The sequence below is a fragment of the bacterium genome (assembly GCA_037147175.1).
Lineage (GTDB): Bacteria > Cyanobacteriota > Vampirovibrionia > Gastranaerophilales > UBA9971 > UBA9971.
The window spans coordinates 1-12,012 of the sequence record JBAWVS010000027.1; the positions used below are offsets into that span (position 1 = coordinate 1).

10 protein-coding genes are annotated in these 12,012 nt (G+C 34.4%); 2 read left to right on the forward strand and 8 right to left on the reverse strand.

Going from position 1 to position 12,012, the window contains the following annotated elements:
- Positions 1 to 313: 313 nt before the first annotated feature.
- The gene (locus tag WCG23_07695; protein MEI8389755.1) at positions 314 to 1,360 is read left to right on the forward strand and encodes a hypothetical protein; all 1,047 of its coding nucleotides are present in this window, start codon (positions 314 to 316) and stop codon (positions 1,358 to 1,360) included.
- A gap of 20 nt (positions 1,361 to 1,380) precedes the next feature.
- On the opposite strand, the gene WCG23_07700 is transcribed toward WCG23_07695, so the two are convergent.
- From WCG23_07700 to WCG23_07715, 4 genes are all read right to left on the reverse strand, one after another.
- Positions 1,381 to 2,529 carry an ABC transporter permease gene (locus WCG23_07700; protein ID MEI8389756.1) on the reverse strand — a complete coding sequence of 383 codons (1,149 nt, stop codon included), beginning with the start codon at positions 2,527 to 2,529 and terminating at the stop codon, positions 1,381 to 1,383.
- Between the two features lie 16 nt (positions 2,530 to 2,545).
- On the reverse strand, positions 2,546 to 3,676 hold the full coding sequence (locus WCG23_07705; protein ID MEI8389757.1) for an ABC transporter permease: 1,131 nt from the start codon (positions 3,674 to 3,676) through the stop codon (positions 2,546 to 2,548).
- Positions 3,673 to 5,625, reverse strand: a complete 1,953-nt coding sequence (locus WCG23_07710) for an ATP-binding cassette domain-containing protein (GenBank protein MEI8389758.1) — start codon at positions 5,623 to 5,625, stop codon at positions 3,673 to 3,675. Before WCG23_07710 ends, WCG23_07705 begins: the two co-directional genes overlap by 4 nt.
- Positions 5,626 to 5,788: 163 nt before the next feature.
- Complete coding sequence (locus tag WCG23_07715) at positions 5,789 to 6,985, reverse strand: HlyD family efflux transporter periplasmic adaptor subunit (protein ID MEI8389759.1); 1,197 nt, start codon at positions 6,983 to 6,985, stop codon at positions 5,789 to 5,791.
- 245 nt (positions 6,986 to 7,230) lie between these two features.
- On the opposite strand from WCG23_07715, the gene WCG23_07720 reads away from it, so the two are divergent.
- A complete protein-coding gene (locus WCG23_07720) occupies positions 7,231 to 8,652 on the forward strand; it encodes an efflux transporter outer membrane subunit (protein MEI8389760.1) in 1,422 nt (473 codons plus the stop codon).
- Between the two features lie 17 nt (positions 8,653 to 8,669).
- On the opposite strand, the gene WCG23_07725 is transcribed toward WCG23_07720, so the two are convergent.
- The 4 genes from WCG23_07725 to WCG23_07740 form a co-directional block, all read right to left on the reverse strand.
- Positions 8,670 to 9,272, reverse strand: a complete 603-nt coding sequence (locus tag WCG23_07725) for a tetratricopeptide repeat protein (protein ID MEI8389761.1) — start codon at positions 9,270 to 9,272, stop codon at positions 8,670 to 8,672.
- Between the two features lie 18 nt (positions 9,273 to 9,290).
- Entirely contained in the window at positions 9,291 to 9,944 is a 654-nt protein-coding gene (purN, locus tag WCG23_07730) for a phosphoribosylglycinamide formyltransferase (protein MEI8389762.1), read from the reverse strand.
- Entirely contained in the window at positions 9,919 to 10,731 is an 813-nt protein-coding gene (locus WCG23_07735) for a LamB/YcsF family protein (protein MEI8389763.1), read from the reverse strand. Before WCG23_07735 ends, purN begins: the two co-directional genes overlap by 26 nt.
- A 373-nt stretch (positions 10,732 to 11,104) precedes the next feature.
- Positions 11,105 to 11,902: a hypothetical protein gene (locus WCG23_07740; GenBank protein ID MEI8389764.1), complete on the reverse strand. Its 798-nt coding sequence runs from the start codon at positions 11,900 to 11,902 to the stop codon at positions 11,105 to 11,107.
- Positions 11,903 to 12,012: the final 110 nt, after the last annotated feature.

The window sequence follows — 12,012 nt, forward strand, 5'->3', positions numbered from 1 at the left end:
AAGAATTAAGTTAAAAAAACTTTATCCTAATAAATTAAATTAACAATGCACTAGCAAGATAATATCATTAAAAAACCCTTATGATACAAGTAAAGAACTAACTATTAGTTATGCTGAATTTGCAGAAAATTTCAACGGAATTGATTACGAAAGTTAAGAAAACAATCAATACTGTTGTTATATTTATCTATCACTTAATTGAATCTCTTAAATATCTTTACAATAAAATTACCTCAAAAAAAGGCAATTTTTTGCATGTTTTTGTTTTTATAAATATAAGAGGAAATTGGGGAAAAATAAGAGGAGTTGGGGTATGGTAAATAACAGAATTGAAATTCCATTTGCAAAACTTTCTGACGGCAATTTTATGCGGCAAATATTTAACAATACATTTCAGAAGACAGCAATAACACCCGAAACTGACAATATTTTTGTTACGGGTGCACAAGGAAAAAGTTCTAAAGAGGTTTTGGATGAATATACACAATTTTCTGAGACATTTCACAATCTTAAATCAGATTCCCCCCTTGCAAAGACAATTCAAGCTAAAAATAAAAATAGTAAAAACGGGATTTTTCAAATGCCTTCTTTTGAACAATCTGGTGATTTTGAAGCATGTTTTGGAGTAGATAACAAGTTATTTGGTACAGAGAAAGAGTCCGACTGGAAAAAAGATGAAAAAGAAAGATTTAAAAAAGCTGACGGTAAAACCGGAAATTTTGCACAAGGTGCAACAGCAGATTGCTGGTTATTATCAAGATTGGCTGCAAAAGATGACAGAATTATAAAAAAAGAAAAAGACGGTTCTTTTACTGTTACTTTAAACAATCCTGACAAACAAGAAGAAACTCATAAAATAAAAGTAACTAAAGATGATTTTAGTAATATATCAAATCGAAATTTGTCATCAGGCGATCCTGATGCAAAAATCGTTGAAATTGCTGTAAAAAAATTATTTAAGTCACTTAAAATAAATAATGGCAGTATTGATTTTAATACTCCTGGTCGTAGTTTTGGAATATTATCAAAGAAAGGTTTTGATATTATTCAGAGCGACCCTTCAAAACCCGAATACGAAAAAGAAGTGGGGCGAAAATTAGATAAAATTTGCCTTACAAGCAAAGTTATTACAGTTAGTACTACTGGTCATGGAAACGGTGCGTCTTTTACGGGAAATCTTTCTGCAAATACAGATAAATTTGAACAAGGGCATACTTATACACTAGTTAAAAATGATCCTATACACAAGTCCTTAACAATAAAAAATCCTTATGACACAAGTAAAGAACTAACAATTAGTTATGCTGAATTTGCAGAAAATTTCAACGAAATTGATTACGAAAGCGAAGAAAATAAATAACTATAATATTATTATATTTATTACAGTTGTGAGCGGAACCTGTAGCTGCTTATCGACAGAAGTATCACCGCAAAAGCTAACAATGCCAGTGCATGCCCCCATAGCACCTCTAAACCAACTCCTTTCATCAAAATCCCTTTTATAATGGTAATATAATGTGTAAGCGGGTTAAAAAGCGTTAAATACCTGAAAAAAGCCGGCATACTTTCAACAGGAGTTATCGCACCGGAAAGAATTACTGTAGGTAAAATAATGAAAATTCCTGTGAGAATTGCCTGCTGGTTATTTCGGGAAAAAGTCCCTATCAAAAGCCCGATACTTATCCCTATCACCACATAAAACGCTGAAAAAACAAAAAACAGCAGGATATTTCCCTTCAACGGGATTCCGAAAACCAATTTGGCAACCGTTAAGCAGATTAAAACCACTCCCATAAAAAGAACAAATATAGGTGTGATTTTTGCCAGTAAAATTTCAAATGAAGATGCAGGAGTCATAAGTAATTGCTCAAGTGTGCCTGTTTCTTTCTCTCTTATAGACTCTGCCGCCGAAGATAAAGAAGTCGTAAATGTCATAATCATGCCCATTACCCCGAATACAAAAAACCAGCTGTTTATTAAACCTTTATTGTACAAAAAAATTATTTGCGGATTGACTAAAGGCGCGGCTTTTATCGGAAATAAGCTTATGTTATATTGACTCACAATCTGAGCCAGATAAGAACTTGCAAGTCCCGAAGTATAAGCATCTACACCGTCTAAAAAAAATTGCACACTGACACTCTTATTTCTGCGTAAATCTTTCGTGAAAGTTGGAGGAATAACAAGACCTGCGGTAAGTTTTCCGTCCCGTACAAGTTCGCCAAGTTTTTTTTGGCTTACCGAATAATTTTCTGCAACAAAAACATGATTTTCAGTTAAAGCAGAAATAAGCTCCCTGCTTGAAAAAGATTTTGAATAATCAACAATACCCAGTTTAATATGGTCAACATTCGGGCTTAAAACAAAACCATAAAGACAAAGCTGAATCGTTGGAGGAAATGTTAAAAAAAACAAAAAAGATTTATTTCTGAAAAGCTGCGAAATCTCTTTCTTAACAAGCGCATTAAACCTGCTGACCGAGAAAATGCTCATTTTATTTGAAATAAGTTGTTTTAATTTAAATTTCAACAGAAAAACTCCTCTATTATTCAAATTGCATCTTTTTTATTTTTCTCAAAGATATAAAAAATTCCAACAAAAATACAAGTAATATTTCAGGAATCAAATAAAATGTACTAAAAAAGCCTGCTCCTCTTACAAAACTGCTGCGAATTATTTCCATATAATATCGAGAGGGTACAACATAAGATAATATGGATATCGGAAACGGCACATTACTCAGCGGATAAATGAATCCGCTGAATAAAATAACGGAAAGAGCCATCGAAATGCCTGTCATTTGAATAGCAGTGCGTTCTGTATCAGCCAGAATGCCTGACATGACACCAAACATAACTGTTGTTGCCAAAAACATAAGAGTTCCCGCAACAAATACAATCAAAGACCCTTTCAAATACAGCCCAAAAACCAAAGCACCAATGCTCATTGTAATTATTGCCTCTCCTGTTGCAACTATTAAATACGCAAGAACTTTACCTAAAATAAATTCCTGTGCTTTAATGCCTGAAGCGTAAACCTGTATGATTGTGCCGTTCTCTTTTTCACGAGCCATAGCTATTGCCGCAATAATTGCAGGAAAAAGACCAAGCACAACTGTAAAAACACCGGGAACAATATAAAGAGATTCCCTGCGTCCGGGGTTAAACCAGACGCGAATTTTGCTGATTATCTGTGTATTTGGCTTTATCAGGTTATTTTTTATCAGGAAAAAATTTGTTATGGCAGGAATACTGTTTTTAACAACCTTTGCATTAACAACATCAGTTCCGTCAACAAGAATTTGAACATCACAAGTCTTATTTTCTTTTATTTTTCTGGAAAAATCAGGTGGAATAATGACTCCCACTTTTGCTATAGAAGCATCTAGCGCTTTTGTTATATAAAAATTTGACTCATCTGAGTATTTTCCGCTAATTAACCACGGATGCTTAATATTAAATTGATTACTGGCCTTAAAAGTGTCTATAAAATCACGGCTTAAAGGACTTTTATCAAAATCCTGCACTATTAGCGGGATATTTTTTGACTCCAGCCTGACTGCAAAACCATAAATAAAAAGAGTAATTAACGGCAGTACAAAAGCAAGCGCAACAGTCATTCGATATCTCCAAAACTGTAGAAGTTCTTTTTTACACTGGACTAAAATCCGTTTCATTCTCTTCCTGCCTCCAGCTTGGCTCTCTCAATAATGCTTATAAAAGAATCTTCAAGAGAAAACGGGATTTTGTCTGCAGAAAATACTTTAATTTGGTTTTCATTCAGGATTGAATAAATTTCAGGCGTATTAATTTCCTGATTATCAATCATAATATGCAATTTGTCTCCGAAAAGAGAAACTCTCCAAGGTTCTATTGCCTTTTTCAGGACAAAATTTGCATTTTGGGGGTTATCGACTGTGATTTCGAGCAAAACTCCCGGTTGTTCCGTCTTAATATTATCAGGTGTGCCTTCTGCAATGATTTCTCCGCCTGACATAAACGCAATGCGGTTACAGTGTTCAGCTTCTTCCAAATAATGCGTGGTTACTACTATTGCAGTTCCATGCAGCGCAAAATCCTGAATTAACTTCCAAAATTGCCTTCTTGCGAGCGGATCAACTCCGGAAGTCGGTTCATCAAGAAATAATATTTCAGGCTCATGCATTACTGATGCCCCAAAGGAAACACGCTGTTTCCATCCTCCGGGAAGTTCTGCCGTTAAGAGGTTTTCCTGCCCCGAAAGTCCTGACGTTTCGAGCACCCATTGTATTTTTGAGTCCTGTGATTCTAACGGAACACTATAAACTCCACAGTAAAATTTCAGGTTTTCAAGAATAGTTAAATCATCGTAAAGAGTAAATTTTTGGCTCATATAACCTATTTTTTGTCTTACTGATGCGCTCCTTAGTTCTTCATATTGACCTGCAAGACAAATTTCACCAGAAGTTGCATCTAACAAACCGCATAACATCTTTATTGTAGTAGTTTTACCTGCTCCGTTTGCTCCAAGAAGTCCGTATATTTCGCCATACTTAACTTCAAGATTCAAATTTTTAACTGCCTGAAAAGAATCAAAAAATTTGTTTAATTCATAAGCACCAATAGCAATCTTTTTTTGGTTATTTTCATTTTTGTAAACAGGAAATTGAGATTGAAAAAGATTGGGGAGGGATTGTGATGAAGAAATTGAACTTTTTTCACACAATTTGAGAACAAACACGTTTTCCAGCGTTATTTCGGCTTGTTTAATCTTGTTAAAAGTCAAATTATTCGCTTCTAAAACAGCTGTCAGTTCAGATTTTCCCTCCTCTGAATCTTTTACTAAAACATCAAGCCTGTCGCCAAAAGACTGAACATCTTTTATAGTTGAATTATCTTGATAAGAAGCTTCTAAAAGGATATTTTCCGCTTCTTTGATATGCTCTGTAAGAACTTCAAACCTATAAAGTCCTAAACTACCTTTCAGTTCGCGAGAAGTTCCTATTTGCTGAAACTGCCCGTCATAAATAAGAGCAATTCGGCTGCATCGTTCTGCTTCATCAAGATAAGGAGTAGCAACGATTATAGTTACATTTTCCGAAGAGAGTTCTGTCAATATGTCCCAAAATTCCCTTCTGGAAATAGGGTCAACTCCTGTTGTGGGTTCATCAAGAAGCAGGATTTTCGGCTGAAAAACAAGCACACAACAAAGTGCCAACTTTTGCTTCATTCCTCCTGAAAGCTGACCTGCAAGTCTGGTTCTGAAATTTTCCAGTCCCATTAATTTCAAATACTTATCACGTCTTTCTTTATATACATCATTGGAAATATTTCTCATTCCTGCACTGTATTTTATGTTTTCATCAACGGTTAAATCTTCGTAGAAAGAAAATTGTTGGGTTAAAAAGCCTATTTCTCTTCTTGCATCCTGAACATCATTCCCAAAGAAATTCATATTTCCTTCTGTTGCAGGCATAACTCCAGCAAGCATTTTAAAGATGCTTGTTTTTCCTGCGCCATCAGGTCCTATAATTCCAAAAATCTCACCTTCTTTGATTTCAAGGTCAATCCCTTTAACAGCAAGAGTTTGATTATATTGTTTTTTGAGATTAGTTATTTTTATGATTTTCGAAACAGTGTTTATCATTATTTTTCCTTTTTTATCATCCTGAGCAAAGCTATAGATTATATTATTTTGAGATTATCACTATTTTTACTCATCATTTTATTTTTTATAGATTGCTTCGCTATGCTCGCAATGACGATTTTGGCGATTTAGCAATTCGAGTTATTTAGAAAAACATGAGAGATTATGATTTGCATTTATCTGTCAAAATCTCTGCATCTGCGGGCATACCCGGCTTTGCATAGCCATTTGGATTGACTATATTTAACTTTACGCCAAATACCTGCTTGACCCTATCATCTCGAAAATAAATATTTTCAGGTGTAAAAGAAGCTACTGAATCAATTTGCGACACCCATGCCTCCAAAGGCTCTTTTGGCGCAGAATCCAGAAAGACTTTTGCTTTTTGACCAACTCTAATAAGCCCTATTTGACCTTCCGGCATATATCCCCTCATATAAACAGTACTTAAATTGAGTAAAGACAGCAAAGTTTTTCCTGCATTGACAATTTCTCCCGGTTCAACAGTTCTTGCTATAATAATTCCGTCTATCGGACTTGAGATATTCAAATAAGCTATCTGCGCAAGTATTTCCGCCCTTTCAGCATTATCTCTCAGGACATTTGACTTTGCTGCGGCAAGCTGCGCCTTTGCCTGCAACAACTGCGTTTTTTGAAGGGAAACCTGTTCGGTTTTTATAGAAGCATTGTATTTTGAAGAATCTGCTTGAATTAAATTGCTATTTGCCTGTTCAATTTGCCTTTTTGCCACATCCAAACCTTCCAATCTAACCTGCTTTATTGATATTGCGTTATCATATTTTGTTTTAGCATTGTCATAAGTATGTTTTGGCACTGAACCGTTTTTTAATAAATTTGTATACCTGTTCAAATCAATAGTTGCCAGCTCCAAATCGAAATCAGCCTGCTTCAACTGCTGCTGAGCCTGTAATAATTGAGTTTCTGAAATTGAAACAGAAGCCTGAGCCTGCCCGATCATACCTGAGGAGTCGCCTTTTGATTGTTTATATGATAAAACGGTTTGATATATTTGATTTTTAATTACATTTAATTGCAGTTTGGCTTGCTGTTCCTGTTGTTTTGAAGCTTCAATATTTGCAATTGCAGCTTTTAACCTTGCCTGTATCTCCGAATCATCAAGCTTAACTATTAATTCACCTTTATGAACCCTTGCTCCTTCTCGAGCAACTACATAATCGACTCTTCCTCCGATTTTTGAGCCAATATCGGTTTCATAACCTTCAAGCCTCCCGCTTAATTTGATATTCTCAGATTTTTTATGCGACCAAAAATATAAAATGCTTGCACATATTATTATTAGTATGATTATTAATATCAGATATTTTTTTTTATTTTGCATTCTGCTTCAAATTTTTAATTTTATTAATAGACACATCCTTTATAGCACTTTAAAAAAATATAAAAAATACGCCTGTCCTCCAATTTATTTAAGAATCAAACATGTATAAAAGGCCATGTTTATTAGCCCTGATGGTTAAAATTTTTTTATCAAATCTGAACAGCAGGATTATTGTTATTTTTTTTCAAAAATCTTATATTTTATTAATGAAAATCTTAAAATTTATTATAATTTATATTATTTTTATGATTCTGACAAATCCTGCTGCTGCCAGCGTACCAACCTATGCAGGAATAAACTTTAACGGTGCAAATTTTTGGCAGGAATCACAAAATTTTGAAAATGTTTTAAAAGGCGGCGAAGTAAAAAATTCTTTCCCTGACAAAAACTGGTGGCTTCAATTTAATGACCCGATTCTATCAGATTATATAGAGCAATCCCTTAGAGAAAATCAGGATATAAAAATTGCTGCCGCACATATTGAAGAGTCTAACGCACTTGCCAGAGCGACAATGGGGAAAGAATTTCCTCAAATAACTCTGTATGGGCTATTTACAAGATTAAAAAGTTCGTCAAACTTTTTAACTCCGCAAATTGGAAATAATGCCAGAGGGCAACTTCCTTCCGTACTGGCAGGAGGAACATCAAATTTGTATGTAACTCCGATAGTGGCTCAATATGAAATTGATTATCTTTTGAAAAACCATTCTAAGACAAAATTAGCCAAAAAAGATGCAGATATTAATCAATTTAATTATCAAACGGTTTTAATAAGCTTAACATCTGAATTAGCAACTGCATATTTTAATTTATTAAAGGCAGACAAGCTTCTTGAGCTGAATACGGAACTTTTGGGATATCTGCAAAAAAGTCTTGAATTAAAGAATTCACTTTTTAAAGAAGGCGAAATTTCTTATGATGATGTTTTGATTAATCAGCAAGGAATTTCACAAATACTCTCTAACATTATGGAAATCCAAAAAATGCAGGGTTTATTTGCCCACCAGCTTTGTATTTTGATGGGGAAAGCTCCTTTAGAGCAGTCCTGCCTGCCGAGATCCGATTTTGACAATATTTCATTTAATAATAATATTCCAGTCGGTATTCCCTGCAATTTGATTTCCAGAAGACCTGACATTTTAGCCGCAGCCGCAAAACTGCAAAAAGCTGATATTAATATTTCACTGGCATTTAAAGATTTTTTCCCTGCGATGAATGTCTTCGGTGTTTTTGGCTTTGCTTCCTCCTCATTAAGTAAATTATATGACTGGAAAAGCAATTTATCGGCTATTGCTGTAAATGCGGCACAATCTTTATTTACCGGCGGCACAAAAACTGCTGTATATAAAGCAAATAAAGCAGCCTGTAAAGGCATCTTTCAGGAATATCAAAAAGCTATTCTTATTGCTTTTCAAGAGGTTGAAGACAGCCTCAGCAAGTTAAATTCTGATTTTTCTCAATATAACGAGGCTCAAATCAGGGTAATAGATTCTCAAAAGCTGTTAACTCTTGCAAATTCTCGTTATCAGGAAGGCGAAAACTCTTATCTTGATATAATAAATGCCCGACAAAAATTAATTAACGACAAACAAACAATAACGCAATCAAAAAGCAATTTATTAATTGATAATATAAGCCTGTACAAAGCTCTTGGCGGCGGATTTTAAGAATTTTCCGATTAAATCTACTTTTCAGAAGCCGAAAGCTGGTCTTCGTATTTTTTTATATCAAGATCAATGTTTTGTAGTTCCTGGGAAATTTTTTCTTTTTCGGCAGGATTGCTCGCCAGGTCAGTATATTGAGTATAATATTCTTTTGAATTTTTTAAATCTTCAACTACCAAAGCCAAAATTTCCTTTTTGGTTAATTGCTTTTCTTCAGGTTTATTTGAATCTTCTATTTTATTATTTACCTGTTTTTCACCGACAGGTTTATTAAGCTTTTCTATTTCTTTTCCTGCAATATCCTGATAAGCCAATCCGATTGTATAATAAGCATCGACAAGATTTTTATCCAGAGAAATCGCTTGTTTTAAGGAATCTATAGATTTTTCATATTCTTCGTTTTTATAATAAGCAACTCCGAGATTATAGTGATTTTGGGGGAAATCAGGATTTAAGTCATTTATTGACTCGAGTCGGGAAATCGCACCCTTGACATCACCGCTATTCATTAGCTCTACGGCTTTTTGATTTAGGGTTTGCACGTCAGGATTTGATATAACTTTTGTACAGGATACAAGAAACGGTGTTAATGCCAATAAAAACAGGATTTTAATATTTTTCATTTTTGATTTCTCCTTAATTTATTTTTTATTTTTATTTAATAATAAAGTTGAAATAAATTCATTAACTGCCTTGGGATAAAGTTTATGTTCTTCTTTAAGTACCTTTGCAGCAAGACTTTCCGCTGTATCATCCGATTTTATTGAAACACATGCCTGAGCTAAAACAGGGCCTCCATCGATTTCTTCAGTTACCAGATGCACTGTACATCCACTTTTTTCCGAGTTTGCACTTATTACAGCCTGATGTACTTTCATTCCGTACATGCCCTTCCCTCCAAAATCAGGAAGCAAGCTGGGATGAATGTTTAGAATCTTATTTTCGTAAGCTTTTAAAAAAGGCGGCGTTATAATTCTCAAATAGCCGGCAAAAAGAACAACATCAATGTTGAACTCTTTTAATTTTTCGAGCAAAAATAAATCATATTCTTCATCTGAATTAAACAAACTTCTTTCGATAGAAACAGCGGGGATTTTTGCTTCTCTTGCTATAGTTAAAGCATACGAGTCTTTTTTATTGGAAATAACAAGTGCAATATTTGCATTTGCAATATTCTCGTTATTTATTGCATTTATTAGGGCAGACAGATTACTGCCTTTGCCTGAAGCAAGTACAGCAAGTGAAACCTGCGAATTTAAACTCATTTTTTTAGAGCCATCCATTTTCTGCAACATAAGTTCCGATTATTGGTATTGGATTTGAGATTAATGCTTTTGCTTTTTGAGCCAGTTCAATTGAAACGGCTGATTTTACAGAAAGATGAACGGTTTTTATTTCCAGTTTTGTTCTTCCTTGCTGGTTGTTTATTACTGAAGAATCCCTGACCAGAGTCTCAAGAAGCCTTGTTGAATACTCAAGATCAACTATATCGCCTGCTTCAAAGTCGACAGTTCCGTCTATTGCATATTTTTTATCGAGCTGAACTTCCTGAGCAACTCTAAGATTGGTTTCCTCTCCTGCTTTAAGAAGATTTTCTCCCGGTGCTCCGACATAAATTAGCCACGGGTCATATTTTGCTACAGCTTTTGCAATAGCCAGAGAAGTTTTATAATTTTTTGCCGCCTCAACATACATTGCTCCGTGGGGTCTTACATGCTCTACAGTTAAGTTATAAAGTTTTGCCAGAGAATTTAACGCACCGATTTGATAAACAACAAGCGCCTGAATTTCTTCATCGTTCAGGTTCATATTGCGATACCCGAAGCCTTGAATATCAGGATAACCGACATGCGCTCCGACAGTAAGATTGTTTTCCGAAGCCAGTTTTAGCATGTTCATTATAGTTAATGGATCACCTGCATGCGAGCCGCAGGAAATATTAACTGAGCTTACATACTGCAAAAGTTCGAGTTCCTGTTCGTTTTTATAAACTCCGAAGCTTTGTCCCAAATCACAGTTTAAGTCAATATTTATTTGTTTTTCAGGTTTTTGTTCTTTTTTTATACTTGATAATGGAATCATTTTTTCTCCGTTTTACTTGTTGAGTGAATCTAAATTGTTACGAGATAGTTAATTGTACTACCAAATCAATCTTTTTTCGTTAAATAACTCGAATTGCCAATTAAATTTACGAGTCATTGCGATTCAAGTTATACCGCTTCAAAAATAAATTTAGGATTTTAACTACCGATAAAAAGCGGTATTGGGTAGTAGGAGCGTTATTTTCGGAAACGATGAGTTTTCGAAAATATAAACTCATTTTAGTATATTTAGAAGCTTAATTTAGTATATGAGAAGATTACTCCGGTAGTCAAATAAATTCATTCACATAAAAAAATTGACCTGTAATACAAGCCAATTATATAAAATAATATTAGAGAGGAGGGGTATATAGTTAACTTAAACCTGATGTTAAAGCCCTTTGCTTTTGCATTTCCGTCAAATATTTTGCGGCTTCCCTGTTTTGTGCTTTTATGGACTTTCCTATAACTTTGTCAAGAACAGCATCAGTTGATTTACTTGCAATAATACTGCCTGCAATAGCGCCCCCAAACATAGCAAAGGTTCTGTATTTTGGAGGGACTAATTCTTTTGCAAAATGAGCTATTGTTCCAAATGTAACTGTAGAAGCAACAATTTTTGACACTGACCTGACAGTTTGTTTGCCAAAATCACCGTTTTGATAGGAACTATAAAGATCCGGAGCCTCTGTCAGCCCTGAAGTCAACAATCCAAATCTTGTTGTAACTCCAAGAATATTTGAAGCAAGTTTTCCCGTCGCATATCTGAACGACTGGGATTTTACTGCATCTTCTGAAGCTTCCAAGAATAACTGACCATTTTCAACCTGAAATTTACCGTCAGATAAATATTCTATTGCTCTTTGCGAAACTTTTGAATCAATCAGATTTTTATCGAGATTTTTAATAACAGTTTTTGTTTCGGGTGAACAATGTTTATCTACAAATTTTTCTAAAAAGGTTCCGCCAAGAAAGTTGAACTTGGTAACTTCATTACGATCCCTCATAGAAAATCCTGTTGCCATTTCGGATTTTGCCTGTTTGTATAATTTCATATAAAAAGGGATGTTATTTACATATCTTCCCGCTTTCATAGAAGAACCCGCACTCATTCCTTCTGAGTACGCATCACTTCTCAAAAATGGCAAAACTTGTAAAACCGAACTTACCATTAAAAAACTTCCTTCCCATATGCTTCCATTAAAATAAACAATTTTTTTTACCCAAAATTGCGCTGTCAGCTAATAATTTAAATAAATCTTTACAATTTTATTTAAACCAA

Bases quoted from the DNA above. Each gene is read 5' to 3' on its own strand.
- WCG23_07695 (MEI8389755.1), top strand. From the start codon at position 314: ATGGTAAATAACAGAATTGAAATTCCATTTGCAAAACTTTCTGACGGC.
- WCG23_07705 (MEI8389757.1), bottom strand. From the start codon at position 3,676: ATGAAACGGATTTTAGTCCAGTGTAAAAAAGAACTTCTACAGTTTTGG.
- WCG23_07710 (MEI8389758.1), bottom strand. From the start codon at position 5,625: ATGATAAACACTGTTTCGAAAATCATAAAAATAACTAATCTCAAAAAA.
- WCG23_07715 (MEI8389759.1), bottom strand. From the start codon at position 6,985: ATGCAAAATAAAAAAAAATATCTGATATTAATAATCATACTAATAATA.
- WCG23_07720 (MEI8389760.1), top strand. From the start codon at position 7,231: ATGATTCTGACAAATCCTGCTGCTGCCAGCGTACCAACCTATGCAGGA.
- WCG23_07725 (MEI8389761.1), bottom strand. From the start codon at position 9,272: ATGAAAAATATTAAAATCCTGTTTTTATTGGCATTAACACCGTTTCTT.
- purN (MEI8389762.1), bottom strand. From the start codon at position 9,944: ATGTTGCAGAAAATGGATGGCTCTAAAAAAATGAGTTTAAATTCGCAG.
- WCG23_07735 (MEI8389763.1), bottom strand. From the start codon at position 10,731: ATGATTCCATTATCAAGTATAAAAAAAGAACAAAAACCTGAAAAACAA.
- WCG23_07740 (MEI8389764.1), bottom strand. From the start codon at position 11,902: ATGGTAAGTTCGGTTTTACAAGTTTTGCCATTTTTGAGAAGTGATGCG.